We start from the raw sequence: 20,457 nt of genomic DNA on the forward strand, positions 1-20,457 counted from the left end.
TTTCCTTAAAATAAATCATCATCTTCTATTTTTAACTGATATGAGTTAGTATCATTTGTTTTAAATATCATATTAACCATACTACCATAAAATTCATAATCTAAAATATTATATTTTTCTTTATTGCCACCCATTTCATATAAACAATCCCCACTTAAAATTTGCAGCTTTCCTTTATTTAACTTTATAAATTCCATTATAAGTTTAAAACCAAGACCTCCTGTTTGTTTTTTAGTTGTATTTCCCTCTTTTATAGCCCATTTAATAGCATTTTCAGAAGAAAATTTTTGTCCAAAATAATTATTTAATTTTTTAGCAAATCCTATTCCAGAATCAACAATAGAAAAATGCAACTCATGTTCTTTCTCATCTAAAAAACTACAAATATAAATTTTATCACTTTCGCTATGTATATTTGCGTTATCAAAGATTTCAAAAATTGATTTTGCAATTTCTTTTTTTACCAATTTACTTATTTTTGGAAATTCTTTATGATCTAATATTACTGAATTAACATACTCCTTAAATACTTCACTTTTAGATTCTTCTTTTGTTTTTATATGGAAGTATTGTTTAAGTTTAGAATGTTTTGTGAAATTTCTTTCATAATTGAAATTTTCTAAAAATCCAATATTATGCAATTTTGAATTACTTGATTTAATAATAATATTATAAGTTTTTAAATATTTTTCTATATAAACACCCAACAAAGCGCATAAACTTACATCAAAAGAATCTTCAATTTGGATAATAATATTATCTGAAAAATTATATTCGGAAAATATTTTTCCAAACTTTAGAATTTTATTATAACCTTTCAAATCACTTTGGATATCTTTTAAAAGATGATGAATAAATATCTGTTTATTGATATTCATACTGTTTATTTTGAATTTCTTTCTTTTAATTTAGCAATCACATCATTTAAACTCAAATCCGCATCAGCTAATAACACTTCTAAATGATAAAGTAAATCAGCTGCTTCATTTATAAGCTCATCTTTGTCTTTAACAGTAGCAGCTAAAGCTGTTTCAACGCCTTCTTCGCCTACTTTTTGTGCTATGCGTTTAGTACCTTTTGAAAAAAGTTCAGCTGTGTAAGAAGAGCTTGCACAGGTGCTTTTACGAGAATTAATCAGCCTTTCAAGACGCGATAAAAATACAAAATCAGCCTTTTTAGAAAGTGTTTCAAAGCAAGAAGTATCGCCTGTGTGACAAGTAGCCCCGCTAGGTTTAACTAAAATCAAGATACAATCTCTATCGCAATCAAGCCCCATATCTATAATATGTAAAAAATTTCCACTTTGCTCACCCTTCATCCACAAACGCTCTTTAGTGCGTGAGTAAAATACCACTTTTTTGTGCTTAAAACTTTCTCTTAAAGCTTGTTCATTCATAAAACCTTGCATTAAAACTTCACAAGAATGATAATCTTGAATGATCACAGGAACAAGGTTATTAACCTTTTGCCAGTTAATGCTTTTTATGAATTCTTCTTCATTTATCTTCATAGCTTTTCCTTTAAATACGAATTTGTATGCCTTGATCTTTTAAAAATAGTTTTAATTCTTTAATATCTATAAGTTTTTTATGAAACACTGAAGCTGCTAAAGCTCCATCAACACCAAGTTTAAAAGCATCTAAAAAATGCTCTTTGGCCCCTGCACCACCGCTTGCCACTAAAGGCACAGGGCAAATCTGTCTAACTTTAGCAAGTTGATCAAGATCATAGCCCTTTCTCATGCCATCTTGATTCATCATATTTAACACGATTTCGCCCGCTCCTAGCTCACATACTTGTTTTACCCACTCTAGTGTTTTTTTACCGCTATGATGAGATTTACTCTCATCTCCGGTGTATTTATAGACTAAAAGCTCGTTGTTTTCATCTTTAAAAGTATCTATACCTACAACTACACATTGCACTCCAAAGCTTTTTGCAAGGCGTGAGATTAAATCAGGGTCATTTAAAGCAGGGGAATTAATAGAAATTTTATCAGCACCATTTGCTAAAAGCTCTTTTGCGTCATCTTCGCTTTTTATACCCCCTGCAACGCAAAATGGTATAGAGATATTTTGTGCTACCTTGCTTACCCAAGTCCTATCAATGCGCTCATTTTTAGCTGAAGCGGTTATATCATAAAATACAAGCTCATCAATGCCATTTTGTGAGTAAAATTTAGCAAGCTCGATGATATCGCCCATATCTTCATGATTTTTAAACTGCACCCCTTTAACTACTCTACCATCTTTTACATCTAAACATGCGATTATGCGTTTTGCAAGCATTCTTTAGCCTCCTTTATGCTAAATTCTTTATCAAGCAAGGCTTTACCTACGATGATACCACTTACTATGCCATTTAACTTTTTAAAATCTTCTAAGCTCGCCACGCCTCCACTTGCTTGGGTTTGTAAATGTGGGAATTTTTCATGCAAAGCTTTGTATAAAGTGATGTTTGCTCCGCTCATTGTGCCATCTTTGGAAATATCTGTGCATAAAATGTGCTTTACATTTTTGTAAAAATTTAAAAGCTCAAATAATTTTTCATCGCTTGTTTTGCTCCATGCATCAACAGCCACAAAAAACTCATCTTTAACGCAAATACTATCAAGTGCTAAGACTATATTTTCTACACCAAATTCATTTAAAAGCTCTTGTGTAAAGGCTTTGTTTTTAACCGCTAAAGAACCTATAACTACACGTTTAACACCACTATCAAACAAAGCTTTAACCTCATCTTTAGTGCGAATTCCTCCGCCTACTTGAAGATTTACTTTGATTTTAGAAGCTAGGTTTTCTATGAGTTTTAGTTGTCTTTTACTAGGATCTTTTGCACCGCTTAAATCCACCAAATGAAGCCAAGCAATGCCTTGAGCCTCATACTCTTGAAATTTAGCTAAAGGATCAAAACTGTATTCTTGCTTTTTAGCATAATCGCCTTTATAAAGCCTTACTACTTTGCCATCTATTAAGTCTAATGCTGGAATGATTTGAGTTTGCATTTTTACCTACATATTTATGAAATTTTTTAATAACACTTCACCCGCTTCGCCACTTCTTTCAGGGTGAAACTGCACGCCATAAAAATTGTCTTTGTTTAAACTTGCACTAAATTTAGTAGAATACTCACACTCTGCGATGGTGTATTCATTTAACCCCACACAATAACTATGCACAAAATAAAAATAAGCCCCATCTAAGCCTTTAAAAAGCTCGTGCGAGCTAAAGACTTGATTCCACCCCATATGCGGGAAAGTAAAATTTGCTTTTTCTTGGAATTTTTGCGTATCAAAAGGCATAATGCCAAGTGTTTTTTGGTGCAATTCTTCTGAAAATTTACCCAAAATTTGCATACCAAGACAAATGCCTAAAAGTGGTTTTGTAGTAGTTTGGATAAAATTTTCCAAATTAAGTGCTTGTAGATTAGCCATTGCTTTAGCTGCTGTGCCAACACCAGGAAGCAAAAGCTTATCTGCTTGTGAGAGTTCTTTTAAATCATGTGTGATAATACTTTTTTGTCCTAAACGCTCGAGCGCAAAAGCAAGAGAAGCTAAATTCGCACAACCTGTATCTATAATAGCTAGTTTCATATCACTCCTTTAGAGCTTGCTAGGTTTTCATTTTCTATTTTTATAGCCATTTTTAAAGCTCTTGCAAAGGCTTTAAAAAGTCCTTCGGCTTTGTGATGATCGTTTTTGCCTTTAACTTTTAAATGCAAACTCGCACCCATAGCATAGCTTAGTGAGTAGAAAAAATGCTCTATCATTTCTGTGCTTAATTCTCCAAGCTTTTCTTTTTTAAATTTAGCCTTATAAACTAAATGTGGCCTATTGCAAAAGTCAATCGCACAACTTGCTAAGCACTCATCCATAGGCAAAACAAAGCCATATCTTGCAATGCCTATTTTTTGATCAAGTGCGCTTTTGATAGCCTCACCCAAAGCAAGTGCGACATCTTCTACGCTATGGTGTTCATCAACTTCTAAATCCCCTTTGCATTTTACCTCTAAAGATATATTTGTATGCGTAGCAATTTGCTCTAACATATGATCAAAAAATGCGATATTTGTTTTTATATCAGCTTTTGCTTTTTCATTAAAAGCTATTTTAACTTGAATTTGGGTTTCTTTGGTATTACGCTCTATACAAGCACTGCGGTAATTTTGCAAGATAAAATCAGCGATTTGCTCCCAGTTAAAATCGTTTTTATCATATTTTAAACCTTGAATTCCAAGATTTTGCGCCAAAAGCATATCGCTGTCTCTATCGCCGATAACAAAACTTTTATTTTTGTCATAAAGTTTATTTTTGATATAGTTTTCAAGCATGGCAGTTTTTGGCTTCCTACAGGCACAATTTTCATGCTCAAAATGTGGGCATATAAAAATATCTTCAAATTCTATACCACAACTTTGAAAAACACTTAGCATTTTTTCATGAGCCTTGTCAAAATTTTCCTTAGGAAAAGAATTTGTGCCTAGGCCGTCTTGATTGCTCACCATAACAAATTTAAAACCAAAATTTTTTAACTTTAAAAGTGCATTGATGGCACCTTTTTCAAACTCAAGTTTTTCTAAAGAATCGATTTGAAAATCATCTTTTGGCTCATCAATGAGCGTGCCATCTCTATCGATAAATAAAATTTTTGCGCTCATTTTAGACTTTCTAATCTTAAACTCACGGCATTTTTATGCCCATCAAGCCCTTCAGCTGCTGCCAAAATTTCTACCACAGGCCCAAGCTTTTTAAAGCCTTCTTTACTAAGTTCTTGTACGGTCATTCTTTTCATAAAATCAGCAAGTCCTAATGAAGAATAAGACTTGGTAAAACCATAAGTTGGCAATACATGATTTGTTCCACTTGCATAATCTCCCATAGATTCTGGAGAATACTCACCTAAAAATACTGAACCTGCATGCATAATATCATCAAGCAAGCTAGATGGATTTTGTGTATGAACGATCAAATGCTCAGGTGCATAGTCATTTGAAATACTTATAGCATGTTTTATATCTTTTGCAAGAATGATTTTAGAGTGCGCTAAAGATTTTGAAGCAATTTCTTTACGCGAGAGTTTTTCAAGCTGTAAAGCAACTTCACTATCTACTTCTTTGGCTAGTTTTTCACTTGTACAAACTAAAATCGCTTGAGAATCTGCTCCATGCTCAGCTTGTGAGAGTAAATCCGAAGCTATAAATTTAGCATTAGCAAACTCATCTGCTAAAACTAACACTTCAGAAGGTCCTGCTTGCATATCAATAGCCACTCCATGATTATTAACTTGCTTTTTGGCTTCAGTTACAAAGGCATTTCCTGGGCCAAAAATTTTATCTACTTTTTGCACACTTTGCGTTCCATAAGCAAGCGCTGCTATGGCTCCTGCTCCACCTATTTGATACACTGCATCAACTTTGCAAAGTTTTGCTACAAAAGCAATGGCAGGATGAAGTGGTGCTGGGGAAGCTAAGGCTATAAATTTACATTTTGCAATTTTAGCTGGGATAGCTAGCATGAGTGCGGTTGAAAAAAGTGGCGCTAAGCCTCCTGGTATATAAAGCCCTACTTTTTCAATGGCTCTTGTTAGCACCTTGCAAGTTACCCCTTCAAAGGTTTGAACTTCTATGGTTTTACTTTCTTGAGCTTTGTGAAATTTATAGATATTTTCATAAGCTATTTTAATAGCTTGTTTTAACTCATCATCAATTTGCTCTGCTAAATTACTAAGCTCTTCATCGCTTAGTTTGATGGAATTTAACTCTACTTTATCAAATTTTATAGCCATTTGTTTTAAAGCTTCATCGCCATTTGTTTTAACATCTTCAATGATTTGTTCTACTATGGTTTTAACCTGCGCATTAGCACTCATAGCAGGACGCTTGAGCGCTAATTCTTGTTCGTTTTGGTTTAATTTTTCAAAATCAAGTATTTGCATTTTTATCCTTTAAGAGAGCATTTTTTCAATAGGTAAAACTAAAATCGCACTTGCGCCTTCTTTTTTCAAAGCTTCCATAGTTTCCCAAAATAAATTTTCTTGACTTACCATATGTAGCGCCACTCTAGCTTTATCATTTTCTAAAGGTAAAATCGTAGGTTTTTCAACACCTGGTAACAAGGCTGTAATTTTTTCTAGCTTTTCAATAGGAGCATGCAACATGATGTATTTTGACTCTCTTGCTTGCATAACTCCATTAATCCTAATGAGTAATTTATCGATTAATTCTTGTTTATGTGAAGCTAAACTTTCTTTTCTTTGGATAATGCAAGCTTTTGATTTATAAATCACCATAACTTCCTTAAGTCCATTTGCTTTTAAAGTAGCACCACTTGAAACTAAATCACAAATTCCATCAGCTAAATTTGCACTTGGCGCTACTTCAACTGAGCCTGTTAGCATACAAGTTTTATAAGGAATGTTATTTTCTTCCATAAAACGCTTTAAAAGCTGTGGATAAGAAGTTGCTATGCGTAAATTTTTAAAACTTTCTATACCTTTATACTCACTATTTTCTGGCAATGCTAAAGACAAACGGCACCCACCAAAATCAAGCTTTTTAAGCATTATAAAATCTGCGTTTTCGTTTTTTGATTTTCTTTCTAGTTCATTTTCTTCTAAAACATTTTCTCCAACTATGCCAAGATCTACTACTCCATCAAAAATTAGCCCTGGTATATCATCATCTCTTACTCTAAGTAAATCAATAGGTAAATTTGTAGAAAAAGCAATCAAGCTTTGATCATGTATGCGAAGTTTTACACCTATAGACTCAAGCAAGGCGATAGAGTCTTTACTTAAACGACCTGATTTTTGTATAGCTATGCGTAATCTTGAATTTTCTTGCATTTTTTTCCTTTTTTGTAGTTAAAAAGATTAATAGTAGCAAAAAATGGATAAAAATACAAAAAATAGTAAGTAAATAAAAAAAATTAAGAAGTTTTTAGCCTTTAAAAAGGCTAAAAATTAAGCTACGAATTCGATGAAAGCCATTTCTGCAGCATCGCCACGGCGGATTCTTGTTTTGATAATTCTTGTATAACCACCGTTTCTATCTGCAAATTTAGGTGCGATTTCTGTTACAAGTTTATTTGTAGCTTCTTTATCTTGCAAGCTAGCAAAAACTGCTCTATGAGCATTGAAATCACCTTTTCTTGCACGAGTAATTAATCTTTCAACATAACCTCTTAATTCTTTTGCTTTAGGTAATGTTGTTTCTATTTTACCTGCTTTAATAATAGCAATGGTAAGGTTTTTTAATAAGGCTGCACGGTGAGTAGAAGTGCGACCTAACTTTCTATATCCATGTCTATGTCTCATTGATTATCCTTCATTTTGTGCTTTTAATTCTGTAATTTTTCTTTTTAGCGTTTCTTTTGCACTATCACTGAGTTTTGAATTTCCTATAGGAAAATCTATAGATTCCATCACACTTTTAATCTCATCTAAAGATTTTTTACCTAGATTTTTTAAATCTGCAAGTTCGCCTACACTCATTAAAGCAAGCTCACCGATATAAACCACATTTGCTTTTTCTAGGCAATTAAAGCTTCTTGCGCTTAAATTTAACTCAGTTATATTTTGAAGTAATTTTACATGTTCTACTTCATTATTTTGTGTTTGGCTTCTTACAACACTTTGAGCATTAGTGATTTTATCAAACACCGATAATTGTTTATACATTGCTTCTAAAGCATTTTTAAAAGCATCACTTGGTGAAATTTGACCATCAGTTGTGATTGTAAAAACAACTTTTTCATAATCTGGGTTATCTTCAAAAAGCACTTTTTCTATATCATAAACTGCATGTTTTACCGGAGTAAAGAATGCATCAAGTGCTATAAATTCAGGATCTAAGAAATTTTGCACTTCTTCAGAAGGTACATAACCTATACCTTTTTCAATGATTAAGGTAAATTCTAAATCTGCATCTTCATTGATCGTTGCAAGATAGCTATCTGCGTTCACAACCTCAACAACATCGTTATCTAAGTCTTTTCCGCAAATTTCTTTTGGTCCTTTAAAACTAAAAGTTATAACTTCTTTTTCAGAATCTGTTTTTAGTTTAAATCTTAACTTTTTTAGATTGATAATAAACAATGCTACATCTTCAAGCATACCACGCATACTATCAAATTCATGTGCTACGCCTTTGATTTTAACTCCTGTTGGAGCAAAACCTACTGTGCTTGAATAAAGCAAACGACGCAAAGGATGCGCCAAAGTAATAGCATAGCCAATTTCAAAAGGCCATGCGCTTACTTTTGCTACTGTATCACTGATATTTTCAATACTAAACTCTGTCGGTGTATAAGCAGAAGTTGTAATATGTCTCATATCAAAAACCTTTATTATTTAGAGTACAACTCAACGATATATCTTTCCTCAACTGGAATGATAACTTCTTCTCTTTCAGGTTTTCTTGTAAAAATTCCAAATCTTTTATCTTTTTCTACATCAACCCAAGCAACTATACCAGTTTGAGCAGTAAGTTCGATCGCTCTTGAAATTTGAGGATTGTTTTTGCTTTTTTCAATCACTTCAATTTTTTGACCTGCTTCTACTCTATAACTAGGAATATCCACTCTTTTACCATTTACTAAAATATGTCCATGAGTTACAAGTTGTCTAGCAAAACGGCGTGTTGTAGCAAAACCCATTCTATAAACAACATTATCAAGTCTTTGTTCTAAAAGCTGGATTAAAAGCGCACCGGTGTTGCCATCTTTTCTAGCAGCTTCGCTAAATAATCTTCTAAATTGTTTTTCGCTAACTCCGTACATAAACTTAGCTTTTTGTTTTTCTCTTAATTGAAGTCCGTATTCGCTGATTTTAGCTTTTCTTTGTCCATGCTGACCTGGTGCGTAAGGGCGTTTATCTAAAGCACTTTTACCTGCTAATCTTCTTTCGCCTTTCATTGCCAAGCTTACGCCAAGTCGTCTTTCTAATTTCTCTACTGGTCCTCTATATCTTGCCATTATAATTCTCCTAAATCTTATATCTTATTCTTAGACACGACGACGTTTTGGTGGTCTACAACCATTATGAGCTAATGGGGTAATATCTTTTAAGAAAGTTACTTTAATACCTTCCATAGCACCTACACTCTTAACCGCTGTCTCACGACCACTTCCTGGTCCTTGTACTTTAATACCTACTTCTTTAATACCATGTTCTTTTGCTTTATTTAAAGCATCTTCTACTGCTTGTTGTGCTGCATAAGGAGTTGATTTTTTAGAACCTTTAAATCCTAAACCACCTGCGCTACTCCAAGCGATAGCATTTCCCATTTCATCAGTTACAGTAACCATAGTATTATTAAATGTTGCACTGATATAAACTATACCTTTAGCTATATTTTTTTTAACTACTTTTTTCTTAACTACTTTTCTTTTTGCCATTTTCTATCCTTATGATTTTGCACCAACGGTTTTTCTCTTACCTTTTCTAGTTCTGGCATTTGTTTTTGTTTTTTGACCACGAACCGGTAAGCCTTTTCTATGTCTTAAGCCTCTAAAGCTTCCTAGATCCATTAATGCTTTGATATCCATAGCAACTTGTTTTCTAAGATCACCCTCAACCATATAGTTTTCTTGAATTTCTTTACGGATAGCTGCTGCTTCATCTTCACTTAGTTCATGAACTCTTTTATCGTAAGAAATTCCTGTTTTATCTAAGATTTTTCTTGAAGTATGCAAACCTATACCATAAATATAAGTCAAACCATATTCAATTCTTTTTTTCTTTGGTAAATCCACACCTGCAATACGAGCCATAAATTATCCTTGTCTTTGTTTGTGTTTTGGATTTTCGCAAATAATGCGAACTACGCCTTTACGACGAACTACTTTGCATTTGTCACACATCTTTTTAACAGATGGTCTAACTTTCATGCTTTACTCCTGTTATTGTAAATTCCACTTTTTTTACAACTGCACCAGGTTTTTAGAGCAACCAACTATTTTCAAAATAAGTGGTGATTTTGAAAATACTTCTTCATACAGTTTTATTGCAATTTCTGCAAAAGTGCTAATTATACTTTACTTTTGCTTTTAAACAACTTAGACTTATTTGTATCTAAATGTAATACGACCCTTATCAAGGCTATAAGGTGTTAGTTCCACTTTAACTCTATCGCCAGGCATAATCCTAATATAATGCATACGCATCTTACCTGCAATATGACAAAGTATCACATGTTTATTATCTAATTCAACTTTAAAAGTTGCATTAGGTAAAGCTTCGATTACATTACCATCAATTTCGATAATATCATCTTTTGCCAATGCTTTTCTCCTTTCTACAAAATACAAAACTATTATTTTATCACAATTTTTCTTGTTAAATTTTTAATATTTTTTACAAACTACGGCATTTTTTATTATAATTATCAAAACACTATAAAAGAAAGTATTTAAATGTTAAAAAGTTTAAAAAGAAAAGATTATAAAACACTTTCCTTATCTTCTTTGGGAGGAGCTTTAGAATTTTATGATTTTGTGATTTTTGTCTTTTTTGCTAATTATATTTCAAGAAATTTTTTTCCAAGCGATATGAGTGATTTTTGGAAACTTTTAAATACTTATGGAACCTTTGCAGCAGGATATTTGGCTAGGCCACTTGGTGGTATAGTTATGGCGCATTTTGGTGATAAATTTGGCCGTAAAAAAATGTTTATGCTAAGCATATTACTCATGGTGCTTCCAACTTTTTCTTTAGCTTTTATACCTACTTTTGAAAGCATAGGTTATCTAGCTCCGGTATTTTTACTACTTGTTAGAATAGCTCAAGGTGTAGCTATAGGCGGGGAACTACCTGGTGCTTGGGTATTTGTAAAAGAACATGCGCCTGATGGGAAAGATGGTTTTTGTGTTAGCGCTATTAATGCTTCTATGGCTTTTGGAATTCTTTTAGGATGTGCTGTTGCATTGGTAATTAATCATTGTTTTGAGCAAGAATCAATTTATGATTATGCTTGGCGTATTCCTTTTGCTATTGGTGGATTTTTTGGCATTATTTCTATATATCTTAGAAAATTTCTAGAAGAAACACCGATTTTTCAAAAAATGCATCAAGAAAATAATTTAGAAAAATTTCCGCTAAGGACACTTTTTAAAGAAAAAAATATTTTTTTAGACATCATCGCCTCTATGCTTTTAACATGGATGCTTACAGCTTGCGTGATCATACTCATTTTACTTATGCCAAATTTTATACCTGAGGTTTTAGTTCTTGATAAAACAGATGCTATTTTAATACAAATGATTGCGATAATAATTTTATCTTGTGGAACTTTGCTTGCTGGAATTTGGGTAGATAAATTTGGCTTTTTAATCACTAGTTTGATATTTACAATAGGTTTTAGTCTTTCTTGCTTTTTTTATTTTTATTTTTTCTATGCTCAAATTTTACATTTAAGTATATATTTTTATTTTATTGCATGTTTTTTTGGCGGTATTAATGCCTTAGCGCCTATTTTAATGTGTAAAATTTTTAAACCAAGTATTCGCTTTAGTGGAATTTCTTTTTCTTATAATATAGCCTATGCTATAGCAGGTGGTTTTACACCTCAGCTTGTATTTATGTTGCATTCTTTAGCTATAAGACCTGAGAATCCTTTTGTTTATGGAATTTTTATTTATATTTTATTTCTATCATTTATAACACTTCTAACCACTGTATTTACTTATAAAAGATTAAGATTTTAGTGCTATAATTAATAAAAATTATTAACTAAAAATTTATAAAATAAAGGAAAATGATTATGAAAACTTTTATTATTTTAATATTTTTTTTACTACCACTTTTAGCACTTGAAATGATTACCCCTTTGCCTGAAAGCGTTCCTTATGATAAAGAAAAAGCTATCTTAGGTAAAAAGCTTTACATGGATACAAGTTTATCAAAAGATAAAAAAGTATCCTGTAATACTTGTCATGATATTACAAAATTTGGAGTTGATAATAAAACTTTTTCAACGGGTATTAATGGCATAATAGACGAACCATTTCATACACCTACAAATTTCAATGCTGTTTTTAATCTATCTCAATTTTGGAGAGGCAATGCAAAAGACTTGCAAGATCAAGCCAAACATCCTTTATTAAATCCCAAAGAAATGGGCTTAAAAGATGAAAATGAAGTAGTACAAATTGTAAAAGCTAACCCAATTTATGAAAAAGAGTTTAAAAAACTTTATGGAGAAATTAGCTTTGAAAATATAACACACGCTTTAGCTGAGTTTCAAAAAACCTTACTCACTCCAAATTCTCCTTTTGATCGCTACTTAAAAGGTGATAAAAATGCAATAAGCGAGCAAGCAAAAAGAGGTTACAATGCTTTTTTATCAAATGGTTGTATAGCATGCCATCAAGGTCAAAATATAGGTGGCAATATGTATCAAAAAATGGGAGTATTTGTACCTTATGATAATGGAACAAACTGGAAAGGGCGCTATGAGATTACCCAAGATCCTCATGATCAATTTGTAGTAAAAGTGCCAAGCCTTAGAAATATAGCCAAAACTGCTCCTTATTTTCATGATGGCTCCATGCCAACACTTGATGCTTGCGTGCAATTTATGGCTTATTATCAACTTGGTAAATTTTTAGAACAAGATGTGGTTGATGATATAGTTGCTTTTTTAAATTCTTTAACAGGAGAATACCATGACCCACTCAAATAAAAAATCTTTTTCTTTTTTAAAACAATTCATCGCTTTGTCTATAGTGGTTTTGGTGTTACTTTTAACTTTGACTTTATTTATCTTTAATACCTACAACACCACAAAAAGAAATTCACTCATCATGGGTTCTTTTCAAAAATTAGAAATTCTAGATACCAAAATAGATGAGATTTTTAAAAATAAACTCAATTTACAAAATTATGACACTAGCGTTGCTTTAATACAAGATTTTGAAAATACTTTAGCAATTTTAAAAGCCAATAAAATAGACACTAAAAAAATACAAACGATTTTTGAGAAAAAAAATGCTCAATTACAGCATTTTAAATCAGCTAATTCTATTGCTATAAATTCAAAACTTTATCTTTATGAAATTCAACAAGAAATCATTAAACAAACAAACAAGCTAGCACTTACTGCTCAAGAAGCTAGACAAATAGAATCTATCGGGGATATATTAAGCATCATAGGAACTATGGATATACTAGAACCTTTAGCACAAAATCGTCTCCAAAGTTTAGTAGCAAATTTAAACACAAACGATCCACAGCTTCCACAAGAATTATTTGAACTTTTTAGCACACATTGTAAAATGATACTAAGTCAGATTAAAATTTTAAAAGATAATTCTCAAAGTTTTCTTGATCAAGAATTACAAAAAGAAATCATATCTCATAAAAATTTCATTGCTCAAGAAATTAATCTTAACAACAAATACAATCTTTACACCGCTATAGGAATTTTCTTATTCACCTTAGCTGTATTGATTTTCTTCATACTTTTAACATTAAAAAAAGTAATCATACCTATATCTTTACTTGAAAAACTAAGTGCAAACTTAGCTGGCGAGCATGCGAATTTAAGTGCAAGATTAGATATTGATAAAAAAAGTGAATTAGCAACAAGTGCTGGCTATATAAACTCTTTTATACAAATAGTGCAAAATTCGGTTTTAGAAGCTATACAAACTGCAAATTCAAGTCACAAAAGCTCACAAAAGCTTTCTCAAAATGCTGAAGTTTTACAGCAAAGTTCACTTTTACAACATGAACAAATTTCTAATGTCCATGAAATAAGTTCTATCTTAGAAAGCCATATAGACTTAACACAAAATTTAGCTAAAAACACTATAAATGATATGCATGGTATGCAAGAAGTAATGGCTAAAGTTGAGCTTACACTTAAAGAATTAGTAGAGCTTATATTATTAAGCGGCGAAAAAGAACAAAGTGTTTTAAGCGCTATGGATATGTTGGTACAAAGTGCTGATAGCATCGTAGAAGTTACTACAACCATAAAAGATATAGCCGATCAAACCAACCTGCTTGCGCTAAATGCAGCTATTGAAGCAGCGCGTGCAGGTGAGCATGGACGTGGCTTTGCTGTGGTTGCAGATGAAGTTAGAAATCTAGCAGATAAAACCACAAAGTCTTTGGTTGCCATAGAAACAACCGTAAGAACTATAGTACAACAAATCAATGATAATAAAAGCTTGATGGATGGAATTCATCAATCCATGAATGATACTTCTAACAAAGCTAATATCTTACAAGGTGAGGTTGGAACTTCTATAGAAAAATTAAAAACAAGTATTCATTCTACTAAAATCATGGAAGAAAAAAGCGATGAATCAAAAGCTAAAATGAATGAGCTAGAACAAAATATAGAAAAAGTAACTGAGCTTGCAAATTGTGTTAAAAATTACTCCCTTGATTTAACACAAATTTCACAAGATGTTTTAGAGAATGCTTCTAAACTTTCAGAAAAACTAAAAACATTCGAGTAAGAAAGATTAAACTTTCTTACTTAGATAAAATATCTGCCTTACCATTTATAATAGCAACACAATGCTCATAATGAGCAGCATTTAAACCATCTTTGCTTCCTGCTTCCCAATTACCTTTTAAATGCACTGGTGTGCCATCTTTTTGACATACCATAGGCTCTATGCAAAATACCATACCATTTTTGATTTTAGGGCCACTTTTTGCACTAGCTCCTGGTTCTAAATAATTTGGAATTTCAGGCTCACCATGTGGTTTTTTACCTATACCATGGCCACAATAACCTTTCAAAGGCACAAATCCTCTTTTAGTAATAAACTCACCAAGTTCATAAGAAAGCTCTTTAAAACGCATACCCTCTTTGATAATATCTATAGCATAATACAAAGCATCTTTAGCACAAGCAATTAACGCCTCATCAGTAGCTGAAATTTTACCTATAGGTATAGTCCTTGCTGCATCTCCATAATATCCATCTATGCAAGTACCCACATCAAGCCCTAAAATATCGCCTTCTTTTAAAATACGCTCATCGCCTACACCATGAATGCAAGCTTGATTAAGCGAGATACAAATACTGCCTGGAAAACCATACAAACCTTTAAAAGATGGTTTTGCACCATGATCAAGTATAAATTCTTCCGCTTTAATATCAATTTCTTTTAAACTCATACCTGGAACTATGATAGTTTCTAGATAATCAAGCGTTCTAGCTACAAGCTCATTTGCTTTGCGTAGTTTTTCTATCTCTGCTGGTTTTTTGATTTCTATCATTTATGTTTTCCTTAAAATTTTTAAAAATTTAGCATTTATGCGCTTTTAAAAGCTTTAAGGAAAAAACCTTAAGTTCTAAAACTTAAGGTTTTAACATACACTTGTAAGATTAGTAGCTAAACCACCTAAGGAAGTTTCTTTGTATTTTGAGTTCATATCCTTGCCGGTTTCATACATAGTTTTTATAACCTCATCAAGACTTACTTTTGGGGTTGATTTTCTACTCATTGCCATTCTAGCAGCTGAAATAGCTTTAATCGCTCCAAAGGCATTTCTTTCTATGCAAGGAATTTGCACTAAACCACTTACTGGATCACAAGTTAATCCTAAATGGTGTTCCATCGCAATTTCAGCAGCATTACAAGCTATCTTTGCATCAAAACCCATCACAGTGGCCATAGCTCCTGCTGCCATAGAACTTGCACTACCAATTTCAGCTTGACAGCCAGCTTCAGCACCACTTATGCTTGCATTTTTCTTATAAAAAGAACCTATTAACATAGCAGTTAGTAAAAAATTAATAGCCTTTTCATCATTAAAACCAACCGTATGGTTTTTAAGATAAAGCATTACAGCAGGCACAACAGCACAAGCTCCATTGGTTGGAGCAGTTACTACTCTAGCTCCACTTGCATTTTCCTCTGCAATAGCAATAGCATACAAAGAAATAAAATCAATAATCCCCAAAGGATCGCTTGTCATAGCCAAACGCTCATTAAGCCCTTTAGCACGGCGCTTTAAGTGCAAATTTCCTGGAAGAAAATCTGAACTTGGATGAATACCATTATAATAAACTTCTTGCATTACTTCCCAAATTTCTAAACAATAAGCTCTAATTTCTTCTTTGGTATGAAATTGAAGCTCATATTCATAAGAAAGTTTTGCTAGATCCCATGATTTTTCTTCACAAATTTTTAAAGCATCACTTGCATTGTTAACATCAAGTTCTAATTTAGTATGTTTTTGCTCACAAGCCCCATCTTTGTGTTTTTGAAGCTCAGCTTCACTCATAACAAAACCACCACCCACTGAATAATAAATTTCTTCAGCAATGATTTCTCCATTTTCATCATAAGCACTTACTTTTAACCCATTTTCATGTAAAGGTAAAAAGTCTTTTTCAAAAATCAAATCTTTATCATAATCAAAATTTAATTCTTTTTGAGCATTTAAAACCAAAATTTTATCTTGTAAAATTTTATTAAACACACGATCTTGCAAAGCAGCGTTGAGTTCTTTTGCTCTTAAGCCACTCAAACCCCATATAATAGCCTTATCACTTAAATGGCCTTTACCAGTAAGCGATAAAGAGCCATAAAGTTTGATTTGAATTTTTGTAATTTGCGTGATTTTATCTTTAATCTTTTCACAAAACATATTACCCGCTAGCATTGGTCCTAAGGTATGAGAAGATGAAGGACCAACACCAACTTTAAATATACTTAAATTACTACTCATTCACTAACACCTTAAAAAGTATAAATTACAGTGATAATTGTCAAAATACCTGTGATAAATACAAATGCATCTAAAGCTTTATTTTGGAATTTTTTCATTTTAGAAACAGTGTAAATTGCAATCATAGGCATTAAGAATAAGATTGCAGCAATAATTGGACCACCTAAGCTTTCAATAAAACCTAAAATGCTTGGATTTACATAAGCAGTAATTAACATAACAATATACATTACTAAAGTAGAATAAACTGCGATTTTTTTCAAATCAGGGTTTTCATTACCTGCTAATTTGCAGCATTTTCTAACTATACCATAAGCACCTTCTCTAGCACCAAAATAATGACCAAAGAATGAACTAGAAATCGCTAAAAATGCGATTAATGGACCACCATAAGAAATAAATGGATTATCAAGCTTATTAGCAAAATAAGAAAGCACAGGTATGTTTTGCGCTCTAGCTTCAGCAAGTTCAGCTGGAGTTAAAGAAAGCACACAAGATACCACAAAAAACATAACAAAAGCAAGTAACATTACAGAGGTTCTAAGCAAAATTTGATTTGCTTTTTGTACCGAATTTTCAGGATATTCTCTTTTTACACTTAGAGAAAAAGTAGAAATAGCCGGTGAGTGATTAAACGAAAACACTAAAACTGGTAAAGTTAGCCACACTATAGTGATAAATTCTTTCGTACCAGGAATAGCGCTAAAACTTTCAAATGACCATTGTGGAATAAGATATAAAGAAAATAAAAATAAAATAGCACATAAAGGATACACAAGCCATTCGCATACTTTAGTGATTAATTCTTCACTAAAAAGCATAATAAGCATAAAAATACTTACCAAAACAAAAGCAAAAAGCGCTCTATAAAAAGGAAGTAAATTAGCTATAGTTTTTCCTTGTTCATTAACACTTGTTTGATACATAGCACTAATTGCACTTGCAAAAGAACCATTTGGATCTAAAAGTGGTAAGAATTGATTATAAATAAAACTCTCAAAAGTATTAGTTATACCTACACAATACGCTAAACAAATTGGGAAAATTGCAAAGAAATAAAGCACAGAAATAAAAATACTTACTTTTCTACCAAAATACTCTTCAGCCGCATGAGTAATGTCTTTATCATTGCCATTTGCTTGGCATACAAAACGGCTTAAGGCTCTATGGCTTAAATATACCATCGGAAAAATAATCAAAGCCATCACAACAACTGGCCAAAAACCACCAACACCCGCCTTAATAGGTAAAAATAAAATCCCCGCACCAACTGCAGTCCCAAAAAGAGAAAGCATCCAACGCGTATCAAAAGAATTCCACTTAAGATTATCCACATTTTCTCCTTGTAAAAAATAATAAAAATTTTCATATTACTATATATATAAAAAAATTAAAATTTCTTAAAATAGCTCAAACTTTAAAAAATTATATTAATTATTAATGAAAAATTATCAAAAATACACATATTAATGATTTTTTTTCATAAAATTACTTGGGTTTTTATGCTTTAAATTTGATATAATCAGCGATTTTGATTAAATTTTTAAGGAAAAACAATATGACAAATTACAAAAAAGCTGTTTTTGCTCTAGCACTTAGTTCTTTTTGTATGGGAGTAACTGAATTTGTCATGGCTGGAGTTTTAATAGATATACAAAATCATTTTAATATCGATGCAAAAAGCGCAGGGTGGCTTACGACTTTATATGCTATAGGGGTTGTGGTTGGTGCTTTATCATTCACTGTCTTTCTTAGTCCTTATAAAAGACATGTGCAATTACTTGTTAATATATTAATTTTTGCATGTGCAAATTTAGTAATATTTTTTAGTGATAGTTTTTATCTTAGCGCTTTTGCGAGATTTATAGCAGGAACACAGCATGGTGTGTTTTATATTATCGCTACTTTGGCTATTGTATCTATTGCACCCAAAGATAAAAAAAGCCAAGCAATCGCGATAATGGTTACAGGACTTACAGTTGCTTTAATAAGCGGGGTTCCTATAGGAACGTTTATTGGACATTATTTTGGATTTAAATACATCTTTTTGTTGATTTTCATTTTAAGCATGCTCGCACTTTGTGGAATTTATTTTTTAATGCCGAAAAATATAAACTCAAATTCTATTCAATTTAAAGATTTTATTCCTGCTTTTTCTAACGTCAATCTTTTAAAAACTTATACTATTTCTATATGTGGTTGTGGAGCACATTTTATACTCTATACTTATTTGCAAAAGTTATTGGTTGAAAAAAGTGGATTTGATGTTAGCATGAGTGGATATATTTTGCTTTTTTATGGAATTTGTGCGATTTTTGGAAATTTGTGGGGTGGAAAAATGGTGGATAAATATGGTGCTGTTTATTCTTTAAGAATTATACTTAGCATGCAAGTTTTGATTTATCTTAGCTTTTTATTTACCATGCACTCTCAAATTTTAGTCATTATCTCTTTGTCTTTAATAGGCTTTTTCTCTTTTTCAACCATATCAGCTTTTAAAGTCTTAAGTATAACAAAAGCTAAAAGATATACATATAAAGCTCAAGAAAGCACCGTAAGTGTTAATGAAGCATCATTTAACATAGGTATTGCCCTTGCTTCATTTATTGGTGGTTTGGTTCTAACTTATTTTGGAATTGAATTTAATGCTTTATTTTCTGCGATTTTTGTTTTACCTGCTTTGTTATTTGCATTTTTATTTGCAAAGGATAAATTTTCTTCTATAAAAAGAAAGGCTTAGTCAAATAAGCTTTTCTCAAAACACTTTAGCATAAAGCTTTTGCGGTGCAAGGGCGAATAACCAAATGCTTTAATTTTTTCTATATGAGCTTTTGTACCATAACCTTTGTGTTTATCAAAATCATAATGATTATATAATTTAGAAAAATAACACATTTTTTGATCACGACTTACCTTGGCTAATATACTAGCTGCTGAAACTTCTTGTACTTTCATATCAGCTTTAATCATGGTTTTTATACCTAAAACCCCATAATTTAAATTTCCATCATATAAAATCTCATCTTGATTAAAGTGTTTTTTTATGATTTTTAAAGCTAGTTGCAAACACTGACTAAGCCCCAAAGTATCAATCTGCAAAGGCGAAAAAGCAAGGATTAAAAAATTTGAGCTAGAAAGAATTTGCTCATATAATTCTTCTCTTTTTTTTGCGCTTAATTTTTTAGAATCAGCCAAACCATCAATATTTTTTAAAAGCTTGCAAGCTCCTATGTGCATATCTCCAGCCAAAGCCCCGCGTCCAGCCTCATCTACTCCAACTAAAGCCATTATCTTTCCTTTATAATGCTATATTTTTCTACTAAATTTTCTAAAGAATAATTCATATTAGCAGGAGAGCTTGAAGGGAGTTCAAAAAATTCTTGCTCAGGATAAAATTTAGCAAAATATTTACTTGCAACTTTACCTAATACACAAATTTTTTCTATATTTGCCTTATCTAAAATCATATTTATATCATTTGCTTTAGCATAAGAAATAGTTTTATCATCTGAATTTTTTATCTTACAACTTGCTATAACATCCCAAAGTGCTATATGATTTGCTTTTAAAAAAGCTTTTTGAACTTGTACTGTTTTTAACTCACACTCAAATAATATTTCAAAAATACGCCAAAAACGATTTTTGCTATGTTGATAATAAAAATTTTCTTCTCTTGATTTAATAGATGGAAAAGAACCTAGTATTAAAACTTTTGAGTTTTCATCAAAAAAAGGTTTGAAAGGATGAGTTAGAATTTGCATAT

24 protein-coding genes are annotated in these 20,457 nt (G+C 31.8%); 4 read left to right on the plus strand and 20 right to left on the minus strand.

Going from position 1 to position 20,457, the window contains the following annotated elements; genetic code table 11:
- Positions 1-5 precede the first annotated feature (5 nt).
- The 15 genes from L8U41_RS04890 to infA all read right to left on the minus strand — a co-directional run bounded on the left by L8U41_RS04890 (position 6) and on the right by infA (position 10,279).
- Positions 6-878 carry an ATP-binding protein gene (locus L8U41_RS04890; RefSeq protein WP_114639933.1) on the minus strand — a complete coding sequence of 291 codons (873 nt, stop codon included), beginning with the start codon at positions 876-878 and terminating at the stop codon, positions 6-8.
- A 5-nt stretch (positions 879-883) separates the two neighbouring features.
- Positions 884-1,510 (minus strand): bifunctional phosphoribosyl-AMP cyclohydrolase/phosphoribosyl-ATP diphosphatase HisIE, encoded by a 627-nt coding sequence (gene hisIE / locus L8U41_RS04895; protein ID WP_263663736.1) that lies wholly within the window; start codon positions 1,508-1,510, stop codon positions 884-886.
- 10 nt (positions 1,511-1,520) lie between these two features.
- Positions 1,521-2,288, minus strand: coding sequence for an imidazole glycerol phosphate synthase subunit HisF (gene hisF, locus L8U41_RS04900; protein ID WP_039625107.1), 768 nt, complete (start codon positions 2,286-2,288; stop codon positions 1,521-1,523).
- Positions 2,270-3,004, minus strand: a complete 735-nt coding sequence (gene hisA / locus L8U41_RS04905) for a 1-(5-phosphoribosyl)-5-[(5-phosphoribosylamino)methylideneamino]imidazole-4-carboxamide isomerase (RefSeq protein ID WP_263727976.1) — start codon at positions 3,002-3,004, stop codon at positions 2,270-2,272. The genes hisF and hisA overlap by 19 nt, the downstream gene beginning before the upstream one ends.
- A 6-nt stretch (positions 3,005-3,010) precedes the next feature.
- Complete coding sequence (gene hisH / locus L8U41_RS04910) at positions 3,011-3,592, minus strand: imidazole glycerol phosphate synthase subunit HisH (RefSeq protein ID WP_039640530.1); 582 nt, start codon at positions 3,590-3,592, stop codon at positions 3,011-3,013.
- Positions 3,589-4,656, minus strand: a complete 1,068-nt coding sequence (gene hisB / locus L8U41_RS04915) for a bifunctional histidinol-phosphatase/imidazoleglycerol-phosphate dehydratase HisB (RefSeq protein WP_263727977.1) — start codon at positions 4,654-4,656, stop codon at positions 3,589-3,591. Before hisB ends, hisH begins: the two co-directional genes overlap by 4 nt.
- On the minus strand, positions 4,653-5,933 hold the full coding sequence (hisD, locus tag L8U41_RS04920; RefSeq protein WP_263727978.1) for a histidinol dehydrogenase: 1,281 nt from the start codon (positions 5,931-5,933) through the stop codon (positions 4,653-4,655). Before hisD ends, hisB begins: the two co-directional genes overlap by 4 nt.
- A 9-nt stretch (positions 5,934-5,942) precedes the next feature.
- Positions 5,943-6,842, minus strand: coding sequence for an ATP phosphoribosyltransferase (gene hisG, locus L8U41_RS04925; protein ID WP_039667846.1), 900 nt, complete (start codon positions 6,840-6,842; stop codon positions 5,943-5,945).
- Between the two features lie 117 nt (positions 6,843-6,959).
- Positions 6,960-7,313, minus strand: a complete 354-nt coding sequence (rplQ, locus tag L8U41_RS04930; protein WP_012660847.1) for a 50S ribosomal protein L17 — start codon at positions 7,311-7,313, stop codon at positions 6,960-6,962.
- A 3-nt stretch (positions 7,314-7,316) separates the two neighbouring features.
- The gene (locus L8U41_RS04935) at positions 7,317-8,330 is read right to left on the minus strand and encodes a DNA-directed RNA polymerase subunit alpha (RefSeq protein ID WP_263727979.1); all 1,014 of its coding nucleotides are present in this window, start codon (positions 8,328-8,330) and stop codon (positions 7,317-7,319) included.
- Positions 8,331-8,344: 14 nt separating this feature from the next.
- Positions 8,345-8,971 (minus strand): 30S ribosomal protein S4, encoded by a 627-nt coding sequence (gene rpsD, locus L8U41_RS04940; RefSeq protein WP_039617184.1) that lies wholly within the window; start codon positions 8,969-8,971, stop codon positions 8,345-8,347.
- Between the two features lie 30 nt (positions 8,972-9,001).
- Positions 9,002-9,394, minus strand: coding sequence for a 30S ribosomal protein S11 (gene rpsK / locus L8U41_RS04945; protein ID WP_012660844.1), 393 nt, complete (start codon positions 9,392-9,394; stop codon positions 9,002-9,004).
- Between the two features lie 9 nt (positions 9,395-9,403).
- Positions 9,404-9,769 (minus strand): 30S ribosomal protein S13, encoded by a 366-nt coding sequence (gene rpsM, locus L8U41_RS04950; RefSeq protein WP_012660843.1) that lies wholly within the window; start codon positions 9,767-9,769, stop codon positions 9,404-9,406.
- 3 nt (positions 9,770-9,772) lie between these two features.
- Complete coding sequence (gene rpmJ, locus L8U41_RS04955; protein ID WP_002781429.1) at positions 9,773-9,886, minus strand: 50S ribosomal protein L36; 114 nt, start codon at positions 9,884-9,886, stop codon at positions 9,773-9,775.
- A 174-nt stretch (positions 9,887-10,060) separates the two neighbouring features.
- The gene (gene infA / locus L8U41_RS04960) at positions 10,061-10,279 is read right to left on the minus strand and encodes a translation initiation factor IF-1 (RefSeq protein ID WP_012660842.1); all 219 of its coding nucleotides are present in this window, start codon (positions 10,277-10,279) and stop codon (positions 10,061-10,063) included.
- A gap of 132 nt (positions 10,280-10,411) precedes the next feature.
- Here infA and L8U41_RS04965 point away from each other — a divergent pair, with 132 nt between their 5' ends.
- The 3 genes from L8U41_RS04965 to L8U41_RS04975 are packed head-to-tail and all read left to right on the plus strand — an operon-like array spanning position 10,412 to position 14,464.
- Positions 10,412-11,701 (plus strand): MFS transporter, encoded by a 1,290-nt coding sequence (locus L8U41_RS04965; protein ID WP_263706946.1) that lies wholly within the window; start codon positions 10,412-10,414, stop codon positions 11,699-11,701.
- Positions 11,702-11,757: 56 nt separating this feature from the next.
- Positions 11,758-12,678, plus strand: a complete 921-nt coding sequence (locus L8U41_RS04970) for a cytochrome-c peroxidase (protein WP_263727980.1) — start codon at positions 11,758-11,760, stop codon at positions 12,676-12,678.
- Positions 12,662-14,464 carry a methyl-accepting chemotaxis protein gene (locus tag L8U41_RS04975; protein ID WP_263727981.1) on the plus strand — a complete coding sequence of 601 codons (1,803 nt, stop codon included), beginning with the start codon at positions 12,662-12,664 and terminating at the stop codon, positions 14,462-14,464. Before L8U41_RS04970 ends, L8U41_RS04975 begins: the two co-directional genes overlap by 17 nt.
- Positions 14,465-14,480: 16 nt before the next feature.
- Here L8U41_RS04975 and map read toward each other — a convergent pair whose 3' ends face one another.
- From map to L8U41_RS04990, 3 genes are all read right to left on the minus strand, one after another.
- Positions 14,481-15,236: a type I methionyl aminopeptidase gene (gene map / locus L8U41_RS04980; RefSeq protein WP_257928259.1), complete on the minus strand. Its 756-nt coding sequence runs from the start codon at positions 15,234-15,236 to the stop codon at positions 14,481-14,483.
- Positions 15,237-15,326: 90 nt separating this feature from the next.
- Positions 15,327-16,694, minus strand: coding sequence for an L-serine ammonia-lyase (locus L8U41_RS04985; RefSeq protein WP_263682900.1), 1,368 nt, complete (start codon positions 16,692-16,694; stop codon positions 15,327-15,329).
- Between the two features lie 11 nt (positions 16,695-16,705).
- Positions 16,706-17,989: an aromatic amino acid transport family protein gene (locus L8U41_RS04990; RefSeq protein WP_412175027.1), complete on the minus strand. Its 1,284-nt coding sequence runs from the start codon at positions 17,987-17,989 to the stop codon at positions 16,706-16,708.
- 263 nt (positions 17,990-18,252) lie between these two features.
- Here L8U41_RS04990 and L8U41_RS04995 point away from each other — a divergent pair, with 263 nt between their 5' ends.
- Entirely contained in the window at positions 18,253-19,434 is a 1,182-nt protein-coding gene (locus L8U41_RS04995) for an MFS transporter (RefSeq protein WP_263727982.1), read from the plus strand.
- On the opposite strand, the gene L8U41_RS05000 is transcribed toward L8U41_RS04995, so the two are convergent.
- A complete protein-coding gene (locus L8U41_RS05000; RefSeq protein WP_263679245.1) occupies positions 19,431-19,982 on the minus strand; it encodes a ribonuclease HII in 552 nt (183 codons plus the stop codon). The two genes, L8U41_RS04995 and L8U41_RS05000, sit on opposite strands and share 4 nt — an antisense overlap.
- Positions 19,982-20,455, minus strand: coding sequence for a DNA-deoxyinosine glycosylase (locus L8U41_RS05005; RefSeq protein ID WP_263679246.1), 474 nt, complete (start codon positions 20,453-20,455; stop codon positions 19,982-19,984). Before L8U41_RS05005 ends, L8U41_RS05000 begins: the two co-directional genes overlap by 1 nt.
- Positions 20,456-20,457: the final 2 nt, after the last annotated feature.

Source organism: Campylobacter sp. RKI_CA19_01116 (genome assembly GCF_025771405.1).
In the GTDB taxonomy this organism is placed as follows: domain Bacteria; phylum Campylobacterota; class Campylobacteria; order Campylobacterales; family Campylobacteraceae; genus Campylobacter_D.

What these genes read in the sequence shown, in the direction of transcription:
- L8U41_RS04970 (WP_263727980.1), top strand. Translation starts at nt 11,758, where the DNA reads ATGAAAACTTTTATTATTTTAATATTTTTTTTACTACCACTTTTAGCA.
- rpsK (WP_012660844.1), bottom strand. Translation starts at nt 9,394, where the DNA reads ATGGCAAAAAGAAAAGTAGTTAAGAAAAAAGTAGTTAAAAAAAATATA.
- L8U41_RS05005 (WP_263679246.1), bottom strand. Translation starts at nt 20,455, where the DNA reads ATGCAAATTCTAACTCATCCTTTCAAACCTTTTTTTGATGAAAACTCA.
- L8U41_RS04975 (WP_263727981.1), top strand. Translation starts at nt 12,662, where the DNA reads ATGACCCACTCAAATAAAAAATCTTTTTCTTTTTTAAAACAATTCATC.
- rpsD (WP_039617184.1), bottom strand. Translation starts at nt 8,971, where the DNA reads ATGGCAAGATATAGAGGACCAGTAGAGAAATTAGAAAGACGACTTGGC.
- L8U41_RS04985 (WP_263682900.1), bottom strand. Translation starts at nt 16,694, where the DNA reads ATGAGTAGTAATTTAAGTATATTTAAAGTTGGTGTTGGTCCTTCATCT.
- L8U41_RS04995 (WP_263727982.1), top strand. Translation starts at nt 18,253, where the DNA reads ATGACAAATTACAAAAAAGCTGTTTTTGCTCTAGCACTTAGTTCTTTT.
- L8U41_RS04935 (WP_263727979.1), bottom strand. Translation starts at nt 8,330, where the DNA reads ATGAGACATATTACAACTTCTGCTTATACACCGACAGAGTTTAGTATT.
- hisF (WP_039625107.1), bottom strand. Translation starts at nt 2,288, where the DNA reads ATGCTTGCAAAACGCATAATCGCATGTTTAGATGTAAAAGATGGTAGA.
- hisH (WP_039640530.1), bottom strand. Translation starts at nt 3,592, where the DNA reads ATGAAACTAGCTATTATAGATACAGGTTGTGCGAATTTAGCTTCTCTT.
- hisD (WP_263727978.1), bottom strand. Translation starts at nt 5,933, where the DNA reads ATGCAAATACTTGATTTTGAAAAATTAAACCAAAACGAACAAGAATTA.
- rpsM (WP_012660843.1), bottom strand. Translation starts at nt 9,769, where the DNA reads ATGGCTCGTATTGCAGGTGTGGATTTACCAAAGAAAAAAAGAATTGAA.
- L8U41_RS04965 (WP_263706946.1), top strand. Translation starts at nt 10,412, where the DNA reads ATGTTAAAAAGTTTAAAAAGAAAAGATTATAAAACACTTTCCTTATCT.
- rplQ (WP_012660847.1), bottom strand. Translation starts at nt 7,313, where the DNA reads ATGAGACATAGACATGGATATAGAAAGTTAGGTCGCACTTCTACTCAC.
- map (WP_257928259.1), bottom strand. Translation starts at nt 15,236, where the DNA reads ATGATAGAAATCAAAAAACCAGCAGAGATAGAAAAACTACGCAAAGCA.
- L8U41_RS04990 (WP_412175027.1), bottom strand. Translation starts at nt 17,989, where the DNA reads ATGCTTTCTCTTTTTGGGACTGCAGTTGGTGCGGGGATTTTATTTTTA.
- rpmJ (WP_002781429.1), bottom strand. Translation starts at nt 9,886, where the DNA reads ATGAAAGTTAGACCATCTGTTAAAAAGATGTGTGACAAATGCAAAGTA.
- hisG (WP_039667846.1), bottom strand. Translation starts at nt 6,842, where the DNA reads ATGCAAGAAAATTCAAGATTACGCATAGCTATACAAAAATCAGGTCGT.
- hisA (WP_263727976.1), bottom strand. Translation starts at nt 3,004, where the DNA reads ATGCAAACTCAAATCATTCCAGCATTAGACTTAATAGATGGCAAAGTA.
- L8U41_RS05000 (WP_263679245.1), bottom strand. Translation starts at nt 19,982, where the DNA reads ATGGCTTTAGTTGGAGTAGATGAGGCTGGACGCGGGGCTTTGGCTGGA.
- hisIE (WP_263663736.1), bottom strand. Translation starts at nt 1,510, where the DNA reads ATGAAGATAAATGAAGAAGAATTCATAAAAAGCATTAACTGGCAAAAG.
- hisB (WP_263727977.1), bottom strand. Translation starts at nt 4,656, where the DNA reads ATGAGCGCAAAAATTTTATTTATCGATAGAGATGGCACGCTCATTGAT.
- L8U41_RS04890 (WP_114639933.1), bottom strand. Translation starts at nt 878, where the DNA reads ATGAATATCAATAAACAGATATTTATTCATCATCTTTTAAAAGATATC.